This window comes from Streptomyces sp. NPDC022910, assembly GCF_055561075.1.
The window spans coordinates 1-21063 of the sequence record NZ_JBVHHL010000064.1 but is presented as its reverse complement, the minus strand read 5'-3'; the positions used below and the strand labels follow the sequence as shown (position 1 = coordinate 21063).

Annotated in this window: 15 protein-coding genes and 1 pseudogene; 6 read left to right on the top strand and 10 right to left on the bottom strand. The window is 71.7% G+C overall.

What is annotated here, in order from left to right; all coding sequences use genetic code 11:
- Positions 1-137: 137 nt before the first annotated feature.
- The 3 genes from ACZ3TS_RS36120 (at position 138) to ACZ3TS_RS36110 (ending at position 2728) form a co-directional block, all read left to right on the top strand.
- Complete coding sequence (locus ACZ3TS_RS36120; protein ID WP_467626109.1) at positions 138-602, top strand: Crp/Fnr family transcriptional regulator; 465 nt, start codon at positions 138-140, stop codon at positions 600-602.
- A 27-nt stretch (positions 603-629) separates the two neighbouring features.
- The gene (locus tag ACZ3TS_RS36115) at positions 630-1313 is read left to right on the top strand and encodes a CBS domain-containing protein (RefSeq protein WP_467626108.1); all 684 of its coding nucleotides are present in this window, start codon (positions 630-632) and stop codon (positions 1311-1313) included.
- Between the two features lie 713 nt (positions 1314-2026).
- Positions 2027-2728: a response regulator gene (locus ACZ3TS_RS36110; RefSeq protein WP_467626106.1), complete on the top strand. Its 702-nt coding sequence runs from the start codon at positions 2027-2029 to the stop codon at positions 2726-2728.
- A 124-nt stretch (positions 2729-2852) separates the two neighbouring features.
- Here the strand turns inward: ACZ3TS_RS36110 and ACZ3TS_RS36105 are convergent, their stop codons facing one another.
- Positions 2853-4586: a sensor histidine kinase gene (locus ACZ3TS_RS36105; protein ID WP_467626105.1), complete on the bottom strand. Its 1734-nt coding sequence runs from the start codon at positions 4584-4586 to the stop codon at positions 2853-2855.
- Positions 4587-4772: 186 nt separating this feature from the next.
- Here ACZ3TS_RS36105 and ACZ3TS_RS36100 point away from each other — a divergent pair, with 186 nt between their 5' ends.
- Positions 4773-5963: an AI-2E family transporter gene (locus ACZ3TS_RS36100; protein WP_467626103.1), complete on the top strand. Its 1191-nt coding sequence runs from the start codon at positions 4773-4775 to the stop codon at positions 5961-5963.
- A gap of 559 nt (positions 5964-6522) precedes the next feature.
- Here the strand turns inward: ACZ3TS_RS36100 and hypE are convergent.
- The 9 genes from hypE to ACZ3TS_RS36055 all read right to left on the bottom strand — a co-directional run bounded on the left by hypE (position 6523) and on the right by ACZ3TS_RS36055 (position 16318).
- A complete protein-coding gene (gene hypE / locus ACZ3TS_RS36095; RefSeq protein ID WP_467626102.1) occupies positions 6523-7602 on the bottom strand; it encodes a hydrogenase expression/formation protein HypE in 1080 nt (359 codons plus the stop codon).
- Positions 7595-8719 carry a hydrogenase formation protein HypD gene (gene hypD, locus ACZ3TS_RS36090; RefSeq protein ID WP_467626101.1) on the bottom strand — a complete coding sequence of 375 codons (1125 nt, stop codon included), beginning with the start codon at positions 8717-8719 and terminating at the stop codon, positions 7595-7597. Before hypD ends, hypE begins: the two co-directional genes overlap by 8 nt.
- Positions 8716-9024 (bottom strand): HypC/HybG/HupF family hydrogenase formation chaperone, encoded by a 309-nt coding sequence (locus ACZ3TS_RS36085; RefSeq protein WP_467626099.1) that lies wholly within the window; start codon positions 9022-9024, stop codon positions 8716-8718. Before ACZ3TS_RS36085 ends, hypD begins: the two co-directional genes overlap by 4 nt.
- Positions 9025-9077: 53 nt before the next feature.
- On the bottom strand, positions 9078-11468 hold the full coding sequence (gene hypF, locus ACZ3TS_RS36080; RefSeq protein WP_467626098.1) for a carbamoyltransferase HypF: 2391 nt from the start codon (positions 11466-11468) through the stop codon (positions 9078-9080).
- Positions 11465-12214 carry a hydrogenase nickel incorporation protein HypB gene (gene hypB, locus ACZ3TS_RS36075; protein ID WP_467626096.1) on the bottom strand — a complete coding sequence of 250 codons (750 nt, stop codon included), beginning with the start codon at positions 12212-12214 and terminating at the stop codon, positions 11465-11467. The genes hypF and hypB overlap by 4 nt, the downstream gene beginning before the upstream one ends.
- Positions 12215-12216: 2 nt before the next feature.
- A complete protein-coding gene (gene hypA, locus ACZ3TS_RS36070; protein ID WP_467626095.1) occupies positions 12217-12612 on the bottom strand; it encodes a hydrogenase maturation nickel metallochaperone HypA in 396 nt (131 codons plus the stop codon).
- 180 nt (positions 12613-12792) lie between these two features.
- Complete coding sequence (locus tag ACZ3TS_RS36065; RefSeq protein WP_467626094.1) at positions 12793-13338, bottom strand: hydrogenase maturation protease; 546 nt, start codon at positions 13336-13338, stop codon at positions 12793-12795.
- Positions 13335-14585: a hypothetical protein gene (locus tag ACZ3TS_RS36060; protein WP_467626092.1), complete on the bottom strand. Its 1251-nt coding sequence runs from the start codon at positions 14583-14585 to the stop codon at positions 13335-13337. The genes ACZ3TS_RS36065 and ACZ3TS_RS36060 overlap by 4 nt, the downstream gene beginning before the upstream one ends.
- Complete coding sequence (locus ACZ3TS_RS36055; RefSeq protein WP_467626090.1) at positions 14582-16318, bottom strand: hydrogenase maturation protein; 1737 nt, start codon at positions 16316-16318, stop codon at positions 14582-14584. The genes ACZ3TS_RS36060 and ACZ3TS_RS36055 overlap by 4 nt, the downstream gene beginning before the upstream one ends.
- Positions 16319-16530: 212 nt before the next feature.
- Between ACZ3TS_RS36055 and ACZ3TS_RS36050 the strand changes: the two genes are divergently transcribed.
- Positions 16531-19329: a SpoIIE family protein phosphatase gene (locus ACZ3TS_RS36050; protein WP_467626089.1), complete on the top strand. Its 2799-nt coding sequence runs from the start codon at positions 16531-16533 to the stop codon at positions 19327-19329.
- A 170-nt stretch (positions 19330-19499) separates the two neighbouring features.
- Positions 19500-19784, top strand: a pseudogene (locus ACZ3TS_RS36045) (chitosanase); the annotation flags it as partial.
- Positions 19785-21063: the final 1279 nt, after the last annotated feature.

The following is a 21063-nucleotide window of genomic DNA, read 5'->3' as shown; positions in this document are numbered from 1 at the left end:
TCACCGGCTTCCGCGCGGATCGCCGAGGCCGGTCGCGCAGTGCCGGACGGCCTGGCCGGGGGCCGGGTGGCCCATGGTCCGCATCGGGGCACGGGGCGACGCTGGAGGCGTCGGGCCCTCTCCCCCTGGAGGCTGTCATGAACGCTCCCCCGACGATCAGCATGCTCTGCGCGCTGCCCACCGAGCACCGGGAGCGGCTGATGCGCACCGCCCGCGAGGTGTCCATCCCTCAGGGAACGCGCCTCTTCGACGAGGGCGGCCGAGCCGACCGGTTCTGGATCATCCGCAGTGGCACGGTCGACCTCGACATGCACGTCCCCGGCCGCCGCGCCGCCGTCATCGAGACCCTGGGGCGCGAAGAACTCGTCGGATGGTCCTGGCTGTTCGCGCCGCATGCCTGGCACCTGGGCGCCGAGGCGACGACGCCGGTCCGGGCGTACGAGTTCGACGGGGCGGCGATCCGCTCGATGTGCCAGGACGATCCGGCGCTCGGCCTCACGGTCGCCCAGTGGGTGGGAGGCATCCTGTCGCACCGCCTGTGCTCGGCCCGGACACGGCTGCTGGACCTCTACGCCCCGTACGGCAGCGGCAGCCTTCGCTGACCGCGGCCCTCGACCGCAGGAGACGTCATGCACGGCACCCCGCACATCGTGAGTGATGTGATGACCCAGACGGTCGCCGCGATCGGCCGCCGCGCGCCCTTCAAGGAGATCGTGCAGATGATGCATGACTGGAGGGTCAGCGCCCTGCCCGTCCTGGAGGGCGAGGGCCGCGTCGTCGGCGTCGTGTCGGAGGCCGACCTGCTGTCCAAGGAGGAGTTCCGCGACGACGGCCCGTCCCCTCTCTGCCCGGCCGGGGGTTCCCCCTTCACCCGGCTTCGCGGACTCACCGGGCTCGCCAAGGCGGACGCGGTGACGGCGGAGGAGCTGATGACCTCCCCGGCTCTGACCACGCGTGCCGACGCGACGCTCGCGCAGGCGGCGCGGACCATGGCGCGCCACAAGGTCAAACGGCTTCCCGTCGTCGACGAGCTCGGCATGCTGCAGGGCATCGTCAGTCGCGCGGACCTGCTGAAGGTGTTCCTGCGGGACGACGAGGAGATCGCCGAGGAGGTCCGGCGCGAGGTGGTGGCGTATCTCCTCCCGCCGCCGGACTCGGTCGTACACGTCGAGGTCGAGGACGGAGTGGTGAAGCTCGGCGGCCACATCCGGGACACCGCTCTGGTACCCGTGGCGGCGCGTCTGGCCCGGGCCGTCGAGGGCGTCGTGGATGTGCAGTTCGACCTCGCGGAACGAGAACCCACACCGGCGTAGGCGCAGGCGTGGACTCCACACCGGCGTAGACCGGGCGTGGTGGGGTCCCCGTCGCGTCCGGCCCTCACCTCCTCTTCCGCCCCCGTAGCGGTCCGGGCCGGTCCCGTTCCTCGCCCCACCGCTCGGTGGTCCGCCGCCCCATCCGCAGACGCACCACGCCTCCGCCCACGAGGATCATCGGGCCCGGGCCGTGCCAACACCCGCGCCGGACAGTGCGACAGCGCGCGGCCTCCGTCGAGCCGATCGGCCCGGACACCGGGTTCCCATGCCCTTCCGTCCACGCCCGCACCCAGGTGCCCTCAGCGGCTCCCGCCTTCACGGCCGTGGTGCCGGTGGGGACGGTGCCGTTGCCATCGGCGTCGCTCCGCAGGCCACGGCCGTCGCCCACGTGCCGACTACCGGGCCCCTCCACCGCATCGCTGTGGCGTCGCAGCGGATTGTGCCGCCACCGCCACCCCAGCACCGTCCTGCGCCTGATCTTCCGCATCGGTCACACCCCCTCCCGGGCCCTGCGGACACGAACACCGCAAGGAAGGAGCCCTTCGCGCGACGCCGCCCGGAAGGGGCCGCCGGTCCGGGACGAGGGCGCCGGGGAGGGTGCATCGTGGGTACCAGTGGGGTCTGTCGGCCCTAGTGCCCACGGCCCCGCCAGGCGATGATCGTCGGCACGGGTCGGTCCGCTGCCCGTCCTCATCCGGAAACGAGAGGTCCTCATGGCCGAGGCACGCACCTTCAGCGATCAGAACCCGATCCGGGTCTTCCTGCTGGACGACCACGAGGTGGTACGACGCGGCCTCGCCGATCTACTGGACGCCGAAACCGACATCACGGTGGTCGGCGACGCCGACACCGTCGAGCATGCGCTCGCCCGCGGCCCGGCGGTGCGACCGGACGTGGCCGTCCTGGACGTACGTCTCCCGGACGGCGACGGCATCAGCGTCTGTCGTGAGCTGCGCAGCCGTATGCCGGATCTGGCGTGCCTCATGCTGACCTCGTTCGACGACGAGGACGCGCTGCTCGACGCGATCATGGCCGGTGCCTCGGGCTACGTACTCAAGCAGATCAAGGGTTCCGACCTGATCTCGGCGGTCCGCACCGTCGCCTCCGGCCAGTCCATGCTCGACCCCGCGACCACCGCACGGCTGATGCACTCGCTGCGCGCCGACCCCGCCGAGCAGCCTGCCATGGCGCCCGAGCTGGCGAGCCTGTCCCCGCGCGAGCGTGACATCCTCGCGCTGATCGGGGACGGACTGACCAACCGGGAGATCGGCAAGAAGCTCTTCCTGTCGGAGAAGACCGTCAAGAACCACATCTCGCGGCTGCTCGCCAAGCTCGGCGTGCAGCGCCGCGTCCAGGCCGCGGTCCTCGCCTCCCAGCTGGAGACACCCGAAGCCGGGGGACACTCCGCCCGGTGAGCCAGGGCCGTCCGGGGACTCACACCACCGTCGCGCGGCCCGGTCCCGCACAGATGGCCCTCCGGATCGGGTACGGCCCCGAAGGGTCCGCGAGGCCCCGTCGTGCCGCCCGCCGACCGTGCCGTCAGCTCCCCGCTGACCGCACCGGGACACGCCACACCAGACACGTCCCGCAGCCCTCGCGGAGTTCGCCCACCGTGAGGCTGCCGCCCAGCGCGACGGCCCGCTCCTCGAGGTTACGCAGCCCGCTGCGGACCACGCCCTCCGGCACCCCGCAGCCGTCGTCGGCCACCGTCAGGGTCAACTCGCCGTCGGCGAAGCGCAGGTGGACGTCCACGGAACGCGCCCCGGAGTGCCGGGCCGCGTTGCTCAGGGCCTCACCGAGGACGGCCAGGACATGATCGGCCACGTCGCCGGGGACATCGGTGTCCACCAGCCCCTCGATGCGCAGCGCGGGAGTGAAGCCCAGCGAGGTGGCCGACGCCGTCACTGCTTCGGACACCCGCCTGCGCAGACCGGCTTCCTCCTTCGCCCCGGCGCCGTGCGTACGCAGCCCGAAGATGGTGGACCGAATGATCTTGATGGTCTCGTCGAGGTCGTCGACCGTCCGCGACAACCGCTCCACCGCCTCGGGGTGGTCGACGAAACGCTGGGTGCTCTGCAAGGTCATGCCCGCCGCGAACAGCCGCTGGATCGCGAGGTCGTGCAGATCACGGGCGATCCGGTCGCGGTCCTGCAGCAGCGTGATCTGCTCGGCGTCCCGGCGCCGCTCGGCCAGCTCCAGCGCCAGCGCGGCCTGCCCCGCGAATCCGAGAAGGGGACCGGCGTCGGTGTCCGTGAACGCGGCACGCCCCGCGGTGCGCCCCAGCACCAGCGCCCCGATGGACTTGCCGCTCGCCACCAGGGGCACGCCGACCACGGATCCGAGCCCGGTCCACAAGGCCGACTCCGGGTCGATCCGGGGGTCCTGCCTGATGTCGGGGCTGATCACCGGCTCCGGCGTGCTCAGGGCGGCCTCCACGAAACCGTCCTGCCCGGACATCACAAGACCGCTGCGGTGCTCCGCGCCGAGGCCGACCGCGAACAGCGGCCGCAGCGCCTCCTCCCCGGCCACCCGCTCGGCGATCATCCCCGCGTCGGCGGAGACGATACCCCTCGCCTGCTCGACGATCAGCTCCAGCACGTCCGCGCTGGGGGCACCCGACAACAGCGCGCTGGTGACCTCGGAGCTCGCTCTGAGCCAGCGTTCCCGCAGCCGCGTCTCCTCGTAGAGCCGGGCGTTCTCGATGGCGACACCGGCGGCCACCGCCAGGGTGGACAGCACGGCCTCGTCCTCGGAGTCGAACTCCTCGGCGCCGCGCTTCTCGGTGAGGTACAGGTTCCCGAAGACCTGGTCGCGGACTCGGATGGGCACACCGAGGAAGGAGTGCATCGGCGGATGGTGGGCCGGAAAACCGTAGGAAGCCGGGTGGTCCGAGATCTCGGACAGGCGCAGCGGCTCCGGGTGCCGGATCAGCTCCCCGAGGATGCCGTGCCCACTGGGCAGTGCCCCGATCTTCGCCCGCTCGTCGTCACCGATGCCGATGGTGAGGAACTCGGCGAGCATACGGTCGTCACCGATGACGCCCAGTGCGCCGTACTCGGCGTCCACCAGCACCACCGCCGCCTCGACGATGCGCCGCAGCACCTGCGGCAGGTCGAGTTCCCGTCCGACCGACAGCACGGCCTCCAGGAGGCGGTGCACGCGGTCCTGTGTGCCGCGCGCCGCGTCGATGCGGGTCTGCAGCTCGTCCAGCAACTCGTCCAGCCGCAGTTTGGGCAGGACCTGCTCCGGCCGCCCACGCCCTTCCCCGCTCATCGCTTCCTCCGACCGAATCGCGCAGACAACGTGCGGATCAACGGCACCTCTCAAGTCCTCACGATAATGGGTGATCTGCCGGTATGGGGATCCTTGCTCACGCACAGTGACTACCCGGCCCACGCCTTGTGCACGGGCGCGTTGCACGCCGCCGCCTGTCCGCTTTGCCCCTACTGTGCTCTGGAGATGACCGGCAGTCAGGACGCGGGAGACGCGGTGGCGCATGAGGGCGGCCCGGCACGAGGGAGCAGGAGGGGCGCCGTGGTGCTGGGCAGTCGGCCGCCCCGGTCCGCGCGCTTCCTTCGGCGCGTCCCGACCGCCCCTGGGCCCCCGGCGGCCGAGCGCACGGTCCCGTGGCTGCGCGTCGCGGCCGCCTACGCCTGGCGCCTGATCCTCATCGGGATCGCCGTCTACGGCGTCTTCACCGTCCTGGGCCGCTTCCAGCTCGTCGCCGTGTCCCTCTTCCTCGCACTGGTCATCACCTCGGTCCTGCGCCCCCTCACCGACCTGCTGAACCGCCGGCTCCCCCGCCCCCTCAGCGTGGCGATCTCCCTGATCAGCAGCATGCTGCTGATGTTCTCCCTGCTCGCCCTCGTGGGCGAGGCGGTGGCGGGCGAGTGGGGCAAGCTGACCGGGGAGTTCCGCGGCGGCATCCGGCAGATCGAACGCTGGCTCGAACACCCGCCGTTCCGGCTCAGCCACCGCAAACTCTCCGAACTGCAGGGTCAGATCGCCTCCTACCTCTCGTCCCACCGCGCCGACCTGCTCAGCAGCGCGGTCAGCGGCCTGGGCAGGGTCGTCGAACTGATCACCGGGGCCGCGCTCGCACTCTTCTCCTCGGTCTTCTTCCTCCACTCCGGCGAACACCTGTGGTCCTGGACCCGCGACGCGTTCCTGCCCCGGAGCGCCCGGCCCGCCTGGGACCGAGTCGGGCACGCGGCCTGGCGGACGTTCGCCGGGTACACACGGGGCATCATCATCGTGGCCGCGACCAACGCGGTGCTCGTCGGCGTCGTCCTGCTCGTGCTCCAGGTGCCACTCGCGCTGCCGCTCACGCTGCTGGAGTTCTTCGCCACCTTCGTGCCGCTGGTGGGCTCGCCGGTCGCGCTCGGCGTGGCCACCGTGGTCGCGCTCGCGGGGCGCGGTCCCCTCACGGCGGCAGCCGTACTGCTGCTCATCGTGGTCATCGGCCAACTCGAGGGGCACGTCCTGCATCCCCTCGTGATGGGCTGGGCCGTCCGCCTCCACCCGCTCGTCGTGGCCGTGTCCGTGATCGCGGGCAGCATCGTCGCGGGAGTGATCGGCGCCGTCGTGGCCGTCCCGTTCGTCTCCGTCATCTGGGCGGTGCTGCAGGCGCTGCGGCCGGCGCCCTCGTAGCGTCCGGCAGCCGGACGCGGGGGCGCGACCCGCCCGACGGTGCCACGCCGGCCTCGAGGCGGTGGTGGGTCGCCCTGACCCGGTGCGACACGACTGTGCAGGGGCCGCACGGTCCGCAGCAAGAGAGACGGCGGATGTACCGCTCATCACCGTTTTCCTGCTGCACGCGGCGGTCACCCAAGCACCGTGCCCCGGCTACGCACGGAGCGACGGGCCAATGCGAGGCGCGAATTCTCACGAGCTCGAGGATTTCCGGTTCGATCTTGGCGTCCTGCGCCGCGGTAACGGTGGATCCGTGCAGGGCGTGGCCGCCGCACCCAACAGCCGGTCCCGAGAACTCGGCTTCGCGTCCGTGGTCATACCGAGGGGGCAACCGGTTTCCGCCCACCGGGATACCGACCGGTTTGTCAGGGGGCGTCCGGTGGCCCCCCGTGTTCCGGTCGGCATGCACGGCCGGGGCGGACGGAGCCTGCCCGTGCATGCCCGGGTGAGCACCGTGGGTGTCCTGCCGGCGCTGCCGCTGCGCGTCGTCCGGTTCCCGGCCGTCCTCCGCCGTGGGTCAGCAGATCCTCGGCAGTTGCTCCCCGAGCGGCATGTCCACCACGCGCGTGCCGCCCAGCCCGGTGCGGGCCACCACCATGCCCGGATGGCCCTCCACCGTCTCACCGATGATCCTGGATCCCCCGCCCAGCGGATGCGCCCGCATGGCGTCGAGGACGGCGTCGGCGTGCTCGCGCGGGACGAACGCCACCAGTTTTCCCTCGTTGGCGACGTACATGGGGTCCAGGCCCAGCACGGCGCAGGCGTTGGCGACGGGCTGCGGGACCGGGATCTCGCGCTCCGCGATGACGACCCCGGTGCCCGAGGCGGCGGCGATCTCGTTGAGGGCGGCCGCCAGCCCGCCCCGAGTGGGATCGCGCAGGACGTGCAGATCCGGGGTGACGGCGAGCATGGCGTCGACCAGTCCGCCCAGGGCCGCGCAGTCGCTCTCGATCTCCACTCCGAATTCCAGGCCCTCTCGGACGCTCATGATGGCCACGCCGTGCACGCCGATCGGGCCACTGACGATCACCACGTCGCCGGGGACCACCCGCTGCGGACGCAGGTCGACGCCCGCCGGGACGATCCCGATACCGGCGGTGTTGATGAAGACGCCGTCGCCGTGACCGGCCTCCACCACCTTGGTGTCGCCCGTCGCCACCTCGACGCCGGCGGTGCGCGCGGCCCTGCCGAGCGCGTCGGCGACACGGGCCACCGTCTCCATCTCGACGCCCTCTTCCAGGATGAATCCGCAGGAGAGGTAGGCCGCCCGTGCACCGCTCATGGCAAGGTCGTTGACGGTGCCGTTGACGGCGAGATCGCCGATGCTGCCGCCAGGGAAGAACAGCGGGCGTACGACGAACGAGTCGGTGGAGAAGGCCAGCCGGACACCTCCCAGCGACACCACGGCGGCGTCGCCCAACTGGGCGAGCGTGTCACCGCCGAAAGCGGGCGCGAAGACGTGCTGGACGAGTTCGGCGGAGAGCGTCCCGCCCCCGCCGTGGCCCATGACGATGCGGGACTGGTCGCGCAGCGGAGCCGGGCAGGTCCAGCTCGCCGGGTCCACGGACGGCGTGCGCAGGTCGATGGCGTCAGACAACGGGGGTCGCCTCCCGGGGCGCGGGGGTGGTGTCCAGGCGCCGGTAGAGGTAGTACGCGGCGCAGGCGCCCTCGCTGGAGACCATCGTGGCTCCGAGCGGGGTACGGGGTGTGCACGGGGTGCCGAACGCCTCGCACTCGTGCGGCTTGATCAGGCCCTGCAGGACCTCGCCACTGCGGCAGGCGGCCGGCTCGCGGGTCTGGATGTTCTCGACCGCGAAGCGGTGCTCGGCGTCGTAGTCGCGGTACTTGGCGGACAGCCGCCAGCCGCTGTCGGGGATCACACCGATACCCCGCCAGGCGCGGTCGGTGACCTCGAAGACGTCCTCCAGCATCGCCTTGGCGGCCGGATTTCCCTCGGCGCGGACGGCGCGCGGATAGGCGTTGTCCACGGTGTGTTCGCCACGCTCCAGCTGGGCCACGGTCCGGCGTACGCCCTCGAGGATGTCCAGGGGCTCGAAGCCGGTCACGACGATCGGGACACGGAAGCGCTCCGCCAGTTCCGGGTACTCGTCCACGCCCATCACGCTGCACACGTGGCCCGCGGCCAGGAAGCCCTGGACCCGGCAGTCCGGGGACCGCATGATCGCCTCGATGGCGGGAGGCACCCGCACATGGGACACCAGCAGGCTGAAGTTCCCAATGCCCAGCTTGCGGGCCTGATACACCGTCATCGCGTTGGGCGGTGCGGTCGTCTCGAAGCCGATACCGAAGAACACCACCTGCCGGCCGGGGTTCTGCTGCGCGATCCTCAGGGCGTCGAGCGGCGAGTAGACGACCCGTACGTCCCCTCCTTCGCCGCGCACCTGGAACAGGTCCCGCCCGGTACCGGGCACACGGAGCATGTCACCGAAGGAACAGAAGATCACCTCGGGCCGGGAGGCGATCTCCAGAGCCTTGTCGATGACCTCCAGCGGGGTCACGCACACGGGACAGCCGGGCCCGTGGATCAGTTCGACCTGGTCGGGCAGCAGTTGGTCGATGCCGTGGCGGATGATCGAATGGGTCTGTCCGCCACAGACCTCCATCAGCGCCCAGGGCCTGGTCACCGTGGCGTGGATCTCGTCGAGGAGCCGGCGCGCCAGCTGCGGGTCCTGGAATTCGTCGAGGTACTTCACTTCCGCGCCTCCTCAGGTGCGGGCGGGAGCGCCCCGCCCGCTTCCGCGGCCATTTCCCAGGGATCGCCGAACTCCTCCTGCAGCATGCCGAGGGTTTCGAACAGTTCGAGCGTCTGCTTCGCGGACTCCTCGTCGAGGCGCTGCAGGGCGAAGCCGACATGAACAATGGCGTACTCGCCGACCTGGAGGTCGGGCAGGTACTCCAGGCACACCTCCTTGACCACGCCGCCGAAGTCGACGCTGGCCATCCGGGTGCCGTCGCGTTCCTCGATGTCCAGCACTCTGCCGGGTACCGCCAGGCACATGGGCCTCTCCTCGCTGTGGGTGGTGCGTCGCCCGGCGCTGCCGGGACGGTTGGTCAGTCGGGGGCCTCCCCGGTACGGGCGGCCACCACGAGCTGGCCGAGGGCCAGGCCGCCGTCGCCGGGCGGGACGAGGTGGTGGCGCAGCACCGTGAAGCCGTCCGCGCTCAGGGCCTCGGTGCAGGCCGAGGAGAGCAGGGAGTTGAGGAACACGCCGCCGGTCAGCGCGACCGTGTCCAGTCCGTGCCGTTCTCGCGCCAGTACACAGAGGTGGTGGACCAGGCCGGTGACGGCCCGGTGGAAACGGGCGGCGATCAGGCTCTGCTCCGCGCCCGCCCGCAGGTCGTCGACGACCGCCGCGAGAACGGGTGCAGGATCCGCACGTACCGGGCCGCCGTCCGCCTCCGGTGCCTCGACGTCGAACGCATAGGCGGCGGTGTCCCCGGCGGGGGCGCGCAGCGCGGCCGCCTCCAACTCGACGGCGGCCTGTGCCTCGTATCCCGCTTGGTGGCAGACGCCCGCGAGGGACGAGACCGCGTCGAAAAGGCGGCCCATGCTGGAGGTCGGAACGCAGTTGAGGTTCCGCTCCAACTGCCTCGCGAGTACCAGGCGTTCGCCGGGCGGACAGGCGGCCGCACAGGCCAGTTCGCCGGACCAGTCGATCCCGGCCGCGCGCAGGTGCGCGAGCGCCATGCGGTACGGGCGGTGCACCGCGGCGTCGCCGCCGGGCAGTGGCACGTACGCGAGGTGCCCGAACCGGGTGAAACCGTCGTAGTCCGCGAGCAGGAACTCCCCGCCCCACACCGCTCCGTCGTCGCCGTATCCGGTGCCGTCGAAGGCGACGCCGATCACCGGCCGGCTGCCGTCGAGTCCGTGTTCGGCCATCGCGGAGGCGACGTGCGCGTGATGATGCTGGACGCGCACGACGGGCCGGCCGGCCGCGTTCCGGGCGGCCCACCGGGCGGAGCGGTAGGCGGGATGCCGGTCGGCCACCAGCAGTTCGGGCCGCACCGGGGTGATCGACTCCAGTTGTGCCACGGCGCGCTCGAAGGCCCGCTGGGTGGCGAGGTCGTCCATGTCTCCGACGTGGGCGGACAGCCAGGCCCGGCGGCCCTCGCCGACGCTGAACACGTTCTTGAGGTCTCCGCCGACGGCGAGTGCCGGCCGCAGGGGCACCGGAAGCGTCAGCGGCAGCGGCGCGTAACCGCGGGCGCGGCGCACGATCAGCGGCTGTCCGTCGCACACGCGCACCACGGAGTCGTCGCACGGCACATGGATCGGCCGGTCGTGTGTGAGCCAGGCGTCGGCCAGGTGCGCCAGCCGCTCCAGCGCCTCCTCGTCGTCGGTGACGATCGGCTCACCGGACACGTTGCCGCTCGTCATGACGAGCAGTCGGGGACCCTCCGGGTCACCGGGGAGCCCGAACAACAGATGGTGCACGGGGGTGTACGGCAGCATCAGGCCGAGGTCGGGGCTGCCTGGGGCAACGGTCCCGGCCGGGCGGAGGCCTTCCGGTGCGCACCCGGTGTCCGTGCGGCGGCGCAACAGCACGATCGGTCTCGTGGCATCGGTGAGCAGACCGCGTTCCTCGGGAGCGATCCGGACCAAGGGCTCGATGTCGTCGACGCTCCCGGCCATGAGGGCGAACGGCTTGTTCCCCCGGCCCTTGCGGCGGCGCAGCCGGGCGACGACGGTGGAATCGGTGGCGTCGCAGGCCAGGTGATAGCCGCCCAGGCCCTTGACCGCGAGGATCGCGCCGCTCGCCAGGAGCCCGCGCGCCTCGGCGACCGGGTCCCGTGCCGCGGCCGCACACGGCGGACCGGCGCCGTCCGGCCGGGCGACGAGCAGACGCAGCCGTGGTCCGCACTCCGGGCAGGCGACCGGCTGGGCGTGGAAGCGGCGGTCGGCCGGATCGGCGTACTCGCGGGCACAGTCGGGACACATCGGGAAGCCGGCCATCGTGGTGTGCTCGCGGTCGTAGGGCAGACCGGTGACGATCGTGAACCGTGGACCGCAGTGCGTGCAGTTGACGAAAGGATGGCGGTGGCGCCGGTCCGCGGGGGAGGCCAGCTCGCGCAGGCACGCCGCGCAGGTGGCCGTGTCGGGCGGGATCAGGGTCCTTCCGCGTCCGCCCGTGCGCGAGGCGAGAATGGTGAACGCGGCCTCGCCGGTGGCGGGCACCTCCTGGTGGTCGATGCAGTCCACGCGGGCCAGCGGCGGCGCCTCCGGGGCGAGGCGGTCGCAGAACCGGGCGACGGCCTCGGGTGCTCCCTCGACCTCCGCGATGACGCCCTCCGGGGTGTTGGTCACGTGTCCGGACAGACCGAGCGCGGTGGCGAGGGTGTGGACGTAGGGCCGGAAGCCGACGCCCTGCACCACACCCCGTACGGTGACCCTTCGGCGCACCGACGTGTGTGCGGAGACGGCCGTCGGCGGGGCACCGCTCACGAGCGGGACTGCGCCATGACCCCGGTACCGTCCGTGTGGTCATGAGTGTGGTCGTGGGGCTGACGGGCCATGACGGGCGAGTGGAGCGGGGCGCCCTCCGCGGCCGCCAGCGCGAGATCGAGCAGGGCACCGAGCCCCACATCCCGGCGGGCCGAGGTCAGCAGCACCTGCACACCCGGATTGACCCGCTCGACGTTCGCGCGGAACGTCGCCTCGTCGAACCCGACCGCGGCGGCGATGTCGGTCTTCGTGACCACCACCACGTGGGCGAGGCCGAAGGCCGTGGGGTACTTCAGCGGCTTGTCCTCGCCCTCGGTCACGGAGGCGAGCACGACGCGCAGCGTCTCCCCCAGGTCGTAGGAGGCCGGACAGACGAGGTTGCCGACGTTCTCCACGAACAGCAGCCGGGTCGCGTCCGGCAGCCACCCCTCCAGATGGCGGGCAAGCATGCCGGCCTCCAGGTGGCACAGCCCGTCGGTGAGGATCTGCTTGACCGGGACGCCGGAACGCGCCAGCCTGGCCGCGTCGTTCTCGGTCGCGAGGTCGGCGGTGAGCGCCGCCACGGGCACGGACCGCTGGCGGGCCAGCACCAGTTCGCGTTCCAGGAGGGCGGTCTTGCCGCTCCCGGGACTCGACAGCAGGTTGACGACCGTGGTGCCGCGGGCCGCCAGCTCGGCGCGCAGCGTGTCCGCGGCCCTGTCGTTCTTGGCGAGTACGGCCTGCTTCAGGTCCACCACACGGCACATGGTCAGCGCTCCTCGGGGATCGGTTCGGGGGTGGGTGCGGGCGCCCTGCCGTCCTCCCACTGCACACCCACGATCTGCAGTTCACGGCCCGCCAGCAGGTCGGTGGTCCCCCCGTCGCACTGCGGACAACTCAGCAGGGGCGGCATGCCGACGGCCCATTCGTGCGCGCAGGGTGCGCAGCGGGCTCGTCCGGGGACAGTGTCCGTGACCAGCTCGGCACCCTCCAGTACGGTCCCGGCGCAGGCCAGTTCGAAGCAGAAGGACAGGGCATCGGGTACGACGCCGGCCAGCTCGCCCACCTGGAGCCGCACCGAACGCACCGCCGTGACGCCACCGGCCCGCTCGGCCGCCTCTTCCACCTGGCCGATCACCGCCATCGCGATGGACATCTCGTGCATGGGTCTCCGTCCCGGCGAAGACCGGGGTCCCCGCCCCGTGGGGCAGCGTGCGTACGCGGTCCGCCGACGTCCATTAGAGGTGAGCCGCCAGGGACCACCGGACCGGCACGCCGTCACCACCCGCCCGCGTACGCCGTTCGCCGCAACGGCAACAGCGCAGCCGACCGGGCACCCGCACACTCACTGCACGGCATCACCGACCACCGCCCGCGGCTCCTGCCCACCGGAGTCCTCGGCCCGCAGCAACTCGACGATCAGCCGCACCGCTTCCGGCACGGCCTCGGACACCGGCGGACTCAGGCCGATACGCTCCTCCACCGAGGCCGGCTCGCACCCCACCACGAGCGTGCGCCGCGGTGGCCGTGCTCCGGTTCCGGCACAGAGCGTGCCCAGCAGGGCGAGCAGGGTGTCCGGGGCCATCCCGTGGCCGTCGAGCGGTACACCCTGCTGACCGTCTCCCGTCGCGCTGTCGTGTTCGATGAGGTACACCGTGCCGGGATGCCCGCCGCGCTCGGTGGCGTCCACCAGGATCAGGGTGTCGTAGCCGTCGAGAAGCTGGTAGGCGAGGTGCACTCCCCGCACCCCGACGTCCACGACCTCGACGCCGTCGGGCAGGTCACACCCGGTCAGCGCGCGCACCGTCTCGACGCCGAAGCCGTCGTCCCCGAGGAAGATGTTGCCGATGCCGGCGACGAGGACCCTGCCGCGGTCCGCGGGAAGGCTCATGCTCCGTCCTCCAGGGGTGTGACCTCCTCGGGCCGGAAGTAGAGGAAGAATCCCTGTTCCCGGCGAATGTCGGCGCCCGGATCGTCCTCCACCGTCACCGCCAGGTGCACCGCGCCGTCCACGTCGTTCAGGACGGCCTCGACCGTCGCGGTGCGGCCCCGCAGGAAGAGATCCTGTGCGTCGGTGCGCCGCAGACCCGGGTTCAGCCGCACCCGGCTCCCGGCGACCACCGGACGGCCGTCCACGACGACGCGGTCGGGCAGCGGGGCGGATGCCGGGCCGGAGCCGGGCTCGGCCACCGGTTCCCGCCACTCGTGAGGCACGGAGCCGGCCATGGCGAGGACCTCGTCGACCTCGGTGGTGCGGTACGGCGCACCGGTGACGGCCGGGGCGAGCGCCGGGTGGTCCTCCAGGATGACCGGCGAGGACAACACCACGTCGGCGCGGCCGGGTTCGCCTGCGAGGACGGGCCAGGTGTGCAGGTTGCGGCAGGAGGCGATCGCGCCCTTGGCCCACTCGGGTGGATCGGTCATCGAGAGGAACGACCCGGCGCTCAGCCCCATCAGGAGGTGGGTGGCCACCAGAGAGCGGGGGAGCGCCGCGTCCCGGTCGGCGGTCTGGTCCTCCGCGGGCGTCCAGGCGCTGGTGTTCTCGACGACGGCGGTCAGCCGCATGAGCCGGAACGGTCCCTCGACCCGGCGTGCCGACAGCCGCACCACGCCGCTGGTCTCCTCATACCGGTGGATCAGACGGCCGGCGGCACGGCCGTCCTCGTCCAGGATGCGCTCGCTGTCCTCCCCCGCGGGGCGGCAGAAGGCAATCGTGATCCCGTCGCCGTCGACAAGCTCGTCCACCGTCACGACCGCCTCGACGCGTTCTTCGCTCCCTTCGTCCAGGGGGACCAACGTCCTCTCGCCCAGCGCCAGTTCGGGCACCGTCTCGAATCCGCCGTCGGGACGGGCTCGTTGGACGGTGCGCCGCCGGGCACGCAGAAAGCGCAGCTCCACCGCCAGGGAGGCGCCCGCCTTGGGCTCCATCAGGCATTCGGTGTGCTGGAAGTCGTACTCCTCGTCGTCGGCGTTCCAGGCGGGCGGCACGAGCAGCCCGAACTGCCGCCGCAGCCTGTGCCGGGAGGCGACGGCGCGGTACGGGTGGAGCGGACAGCCCTCGAAGAGGACGGCGTCGGCCACCTGGCGGGCAAGGGCGAAGCGTGCCTCTGTCTCAGGGGCGAACGAGCTGACGCTCACGGCGCGGTCCTTCCGGTGGTCGGGATCCCGGACCGGACCCGCTCCGCCCCGGCCCGGCCGCCCGTGGCGAGCGCGAGATGCGGGGGCGTGCACGGCGGCTTCTCCTTGCGTACGAAGGCGCGCCGCAGTGCGTGGTAAGGAGCGTCCGGATCGCGGAAGATGCGGTGCATCTCGGTGAGCTCCCGTGCCCGGAAGGCCGACAGGGGCTCGATGCTCGCCTGGCGGTCGAACTCGGCCTTCTTCGCGGCGATGCGTGACCGCGTTCCCGGCAGTGACGCCAGCCGGGCCGCCAGCCGGCCGACCTCCACGGCGAAATCCTGTGGCCCGCACTCGACCACCCGGTCGACGAGTCCGAGACCGTGGGCGCTCGCGGCGCTCATCGGCAGGGCCTCGCGCATGAGTCGGTCGGCCGCCGCTTCACCCACCCGGCGGGGCAACGTGTACGTCCAGTACTCCGAGCCGTACAGGCCCATCAGCCGGTAGTGGGGGTTCAGCACGCAGCCGGTGCGGCACCACACCTCGTCGGCGGCCAGGGCGAGCATCACACCACCGGCCGCTGCGTTGCCCGCGAGTGCCGAGACCACCAGCCGGTCCGTGGTCGTCAGGACCGCCTCCACCAGGTCGTCGATGGCGTTGATGTTCGCCCAGGACTCGGCCGCGGGGTCCGCGGCGGCCTCGATGACGCCCAGGTGGATCCCGTTGGAGAAGAAGTCCCGCCGGCCGCCGAGCACAAGCACCGAGGTGGGGCGGGCACACGCGTGCCGGTAGGCGTCCAGCAGACGTCGGCACTGCGTGGTGCTCATGGCGCCGCCGGGGAAGGAGAACGAGAGGAAGCCGACACTTCCCTCCTCGCGATAGCGGATGTCCGTCCAGGTGCCCCATCCCGGTTCGGGCATCGCGGGCAGCCGCGGCACCGGAGGCAGCCGGTAGCCGAGCGCCCGGACCGCGGGGAGCTTGAACGTCGGTGGCTGTCCCGGGCCGCGTCGGCGGCGCAGCTCGGGGATCCACACGGCACCGTCCCGCGTCGCCCGGCAGACGGCCCCCGCACGGGTGGCGAGCAGCTCGCCCGGGGCGCCGCGCAGGACGTCCTCGGGATGGCCGCCGTGCAGGTACCACTCCTCACCGAGCAGCGTGTCCAGCACGCCGGGCTGCGAGTCGGCGGCGCGCAGCTTGCGGGCGACGGTCCCCGTCGAGTCGGCCTCCCAGTCGATCCGCCTCACGCTCTGGTCGAGGTAGGGACGGGTCCGTGCCGTGTCCTGCCGGAGTGGGGTGTGGGTCCCGGACGCGAAGCGCTCGACTGCGAGCAGGACGGCGGCGAGTGCGGCGTCGGCGATCTCATTGCGGTACAGGTCGCTCTTGGACACCGGCGGGAGAGGACACGCCACGGACGCCCACACGTCACCGGCGTCCATCTCCTCCTCGGCCTGAAGGACCGTCACTCCCCACCGCTCCGCGCCCTCCTGGATCGCCCAGTCGAGGGAGGACGGGCCCCTGTCCCCCACCGGCCCCGGGTGCACGATGAAACACGGGTACACGGACCACACTTCCCGGGGGAGCGCCGTCCTCAGCATCGGTGCGAGGACGAGCTGCGGCGCGTGCCGACGTACGGCCTTGGTCAACGAGACGTCCGGGAGGGCCAGTTCCACCGCCACGGTGTGGCCACGGTCGCGCAGTTCGGCGTGGACGCGCTGGGTGAGGCTGTTGAACGCGCTGGCCACGAGCAGGATGTTCACGGCGCACTCCCGACGGACTCCCGGCGGACGACGGTGCAGGCAGAGTAGCCCCGCCGACTGCGATCGTGGAGCACGCCCGCCCGCCGGCCCCGCAGACAGGCTGCCGGGTCACCCGAACGCGGGCGGGGGCGGCCGTGCGGGACGGCGCACCGCAGTGGTCACCGGATGTGACGCCCCTCGCCTCCTGGGGCCCGGCGGTGTAGACATGGCACATGGTCCGGCTCCTGCCTCGAACCGGCACCCGGTCGACCCGTCCCAGCGGTCCGCGCGCGCCGCGTGCCCACGGCTCCGGCCGAGCGTCCGAGAGCGACACACGGCCGACGCCGCGCCGGCCGCACGCGAGGCGTCAGCCGGATGCGGGACCGTCACGGACGGGGCCCCTCGCGGGACTTCGGTCCGCGCTGAGCGGCCGCAGCGTCGCCGGGCAGGTCTTCATGCTGCAAGTGGTCATCGTGCTGCTGCTGGTCGTGTCCGCGGTGGTGGCGCTGCTGCTTCAGGTACGGCACGACACCGTCCAGGAGGCCCGCAACCGTTCCCTCGCCGTCGCCGAGACGTTCGCCAACGCCCCTGGCACCCGCGAGGCGCTGAGCGGCCCGAACCCCACGGCGGTGCTCCAGCCGCGGGCCGAGGCCGCCCGTAAGACGGCGAAGGTCGACTTCGTCGTCGTGATGAACACCGAAGGGATCCGCTACACCCACCCCGAACGTGACCGCATCGGCAAGAAGTTCGTGGGGAACATCGAACCCGCTCTGGCCGGCGGCACCGTGATCGAGGAGATCAACGGAACCATCGGGCGGCTGGTGCAGGCCGTGGTGCCCGTCGAGGCGCCCGACGGCAAGGTCGTGGGCCTCGTGTCGGCCGGCATCACCACGGAGCACGTGGGCGGCGCCGCGGACCGGCAGCTGCCGCTCGTGCTGGCCTCCGCGGCCGCGGGACTCGCGCTGGCCACCGCCGGGACGGCACTCGTCAGCAGGCGGCTGCTGCGGCAGACCCACGGCCTGGGACCGCGCGAGATGACCCGGATGTACGAACACCACGACGCGGTGCTGCACTCCGTCCGGGAAGGAGTGATCATCGTCGGCGGCGACGGCCGTCTGCTGCTCGCCAACGACGAGGCGCAGCGTCTGCTCGACCTGCCGTCCGACGCCGAGCGGCGCCAGGTGACCGACCTCGGCCTCCCGCCCGACACCGCCGCCCTCCTGGCCTCCGGACGGGTCGCCACGGACGAGGTGCACCTGGTCGGGGACCGGCTGCTGGCCGTCAACCAGCGGCCCACGGACCTGGAAGGGGGCCCGCCCGGTCATGTCGCCACCCTCCGGGACTCGACCGAGCTGCGCGCCCTGTCAGGCAAGGCCGAGGAGGCACGGGAGCGCCTGACGCTGCTGTACGACGCCGGGCTGCGCGTCGGAACCAGCCTGGACGTGACGCGTACCGCCGAGGAACTGGCGCAGCTGGCCGTGCCACGGTTCGCGGACTTCGCCACCGTGGACCTGTTCGAGGCGGTTCTGCGCGGCGAGGAGCCGGAAGCGGGAACCGGTCTGCGCCGCACGGCGTTCAGCGGGATCCGTAAGGACTCTCCCCTCTATCCGGTCGGTGAGCGGATCCGTTTCGTCGCGACCACTCCGCAGGCCCACAGCCTCGGCAGCGACCGGACCACCCTCGAGCCCCGCCTCGGCGAGGCCCCCGGCTGGCTCGCGCAGGACCTCGAGCGCACCACGCAGGTCGTGGAGTACGGCATCCACTCACTGATCACCGTGCCGGTGCGGGCGGGGGCGCTGGTGCTGGGCGTGGCCAACTTCTGGCGCGCCGAGCAGCCCGAGCCCTTCGACGAGGAGGAGCTCGCGCTCGCCGAGGAACTGGTGGCCCGGGCCGCGGTCTCCATCGACAACGCGCGCCGGTACACGCGCGAGCACGGCATGGCGGTGACCCTGCAGCGCAGTCTGCTGCCGCGGAAGCTGCCGGAACAGGGCGCCCTGGACATCGCCTACCGCTACCTTCCGGCCCAGGCCGGGGTGGGCGGGGACTGGTTCGACGTGCTGCCGTTGTCCGGCGCCCGGGTGGCGCTGATCGTGGGCGACGTCGTGGGCCACGGGCTGCACGCCGCGGCCACGATGGGACGGCTGCGCACGGCGGTCCACAACTTCTCCGCCCTCGATCTGCCGCCCGACGAACTCCTCGGACTCCTGGACGAACTGGTGAGCCGTATCGACCAGGACGAGACGGCCGAAGGCGGCAGCGCCCCCGTGACGGGCGCGACCTGTCTGTACGCGATCTACGATCCGGCCTCCCGGCGCTGCGCCATCGCCCGCGCCGGTCACCCGCCTCCGGCCCTGATCCGGCCCGACGGCAGCGTCGAGTTCCCCGATGTGCCCGCCGGTCCCCCGCTCGGCGTCGGGGGACTTCCGTTCGAGACGGCCGACCTGGAGCTGGCGGAGGGCAGCCGACTCGTCCTGTACACGGACGGGCTCGTCGAGGACCGGGAACGGGACATCGACACCGGACTCGAACTGTTGCGCAGGGCCCTGGCCGGGGCCGGTCCGTCGCCCGAGGACACCTGCCGGGCGGTCCTGGACGCCCGGCTGCCGCACCGGCCGAGCGATGACATCGCCCTGCTCGTCGCGCGGACCCGGGCTCTCACGGCCGGTGATGTCGCCCAGTGGGACGTGCCGATGGATCCGGCGGCCGTCGGCGAGGTACGCGCGGCGGTGACGCGGCAGCTGACGGAGTGGGGTCTGGAGGAGCTGACGTTCACCACGGAGCTGATGCTCAGCGAGCTGGTCACCAACGCCATCCGTTACGGCAGCGCGCCCGTCCATGTCCGGATGCTGCGCGACCGCAGCCTGATCTGCGAGGTGTTCGACGCCAGCAGCACGTCGCCGCATCTGCGGTACGCGGCCATGACGGACGAGGGCGGGCGAGGCCTCTTCCTCGTCGCGCAGCTCGCGGAACGCTGGGGGACCCGCTACACGCCGACGGGCAAGGTCATCTGGGCCGAACAGCCGCTGCCCTGAGCCGCCCTGCACGGCCGCGCCGGGTGCCTTCCTTGTTCGACCCTACGAACTTGTTCCTTGACGGGTACCGATCACACTGCCGGTCTGATAGTAAACCTTCCTATCAGTAGGCCCCGGTTGGCCGTCCCTGGACGCCAACCGGCCGACCCCCCACCTCACTTGGAGTCCCCGTGGTGCAACCAACCCCCGACGCAGCGGGCACCGCCCCCACCTCGCGCCGCACTCTTCTCGCCCTGATCGGCGCCTCCCTGGCGGCGGCCCCGCTGCTCAACGCCCCGCGCGTCTCGGCCGCCCCGACCGCCGCCAGGGCAACCGGACTCGACGACCCGGCGAAGAAGGAAATCGCCATGAAACTGGTGTCGAGCGCGGAGAACTCCTCCCTCGACTGGAAGGCCCAGTACAAGTACATCGAGGACATCGGCGACGGGCGCGGCTACACCGCGGGCATCATCGGATTATCTTGGCCACCTCAGCGGGCATGACCATGCACTCCGTAATGCGGTAAATGGAAACGTCTAAAATCGAATTTTCTACACTCGCAGAATTTAAAGGAACTGACATACCTTTTCCAAAAGCAAATTTGCTACGACTGGATGTTCGGGCGTGTACGGCGCCTCTGGTGCCCCGACCGGGCGACGAGGAACAGGCCTGCACGAAGACTGAGGGCTCTGTGAAAGAACCGTCCATGCGACAGTGATCCCACTCCGGCTGACGCCGCAACTCCTGCAGTGCCCCAGAAATGTCCGCGCCGACCGTGAACCGTCGCAGCACCATGCCGAGGCTCCCTGAACCGGCGTCCCACTCCTGTCCGGGCGGCAGGCTGCTCGGCACGTACCGGTCGATCCAGGCAGCCGAATGCGCACTGAGCCAGGTCCCGCCGGGTATACAGCTGCCTGCTGCACACGGTCGTGTTCAAAATGACCAGCGCAGCGGCCACTGCCGGCACCGCCCAGCCACCCGGCGTTGGACCACTCCTCCAGGGAGCGCGCCAGCGTCCTCGCCACGAACTGTTGCCAACAGCCCTGCCCGAGTGCGGGGATCGTCGCGTGCGCCCGTGAAATGCCGGTCCCTGATGCCCGGAGCATCTCCAGCCCGCCTCAGGCGCCAAAAGCGCTGGGCCTCGAGCGCTTTCCAGTACGGCCTGGCCATCCGCTGTCCGGAAGGATGAGGTCCAAGCAAGCCGCCCGACGAGCCTCATACAGCCGTTGCATGCCTGGTGAAGCTGCCGCACCGGCAGTGCTCTGGCCCTCCCCGCAGCTGACCAAAACCGCGCTGTGGCCGGCAGACGCGGCAGTCCGCAGCATCATTGGCAGTCACCAACTGGGCGGAGCCGGGGACCTGCGCTGCAACGGCCAGACACCTGACCAGGCAGTCCCTTTGAAGAATCCGTTGACCAAGGCCCCAGGAGGGCCTCCAGATCAGCTGCAGAGCTTGTTCCTCACAGGCAGCTGCCCCCTTGCTTTCGCCCGAACGCCCGCCACGCGGCAGGCCTCTGCACCAAACCGATGAGCGGGCAATCCTCCGCAGTGGCGTGTGAGCGGGGCCCACAGACGGGCCCCGCCACACGCTCAGAGGCGCAGGTGAGGCTGCAACCAGCACCCACGCAATGCTTCCGTCACCCCGTCTGGACCAACAGATGGAGCAATGCTCAGTACCTGTGGATCGGCCTCGGGAAGGGTGCCTCGCGGAACGCGGAGGGCGTACCTTCCCGAGTGATCGATTGATGGTCACCGA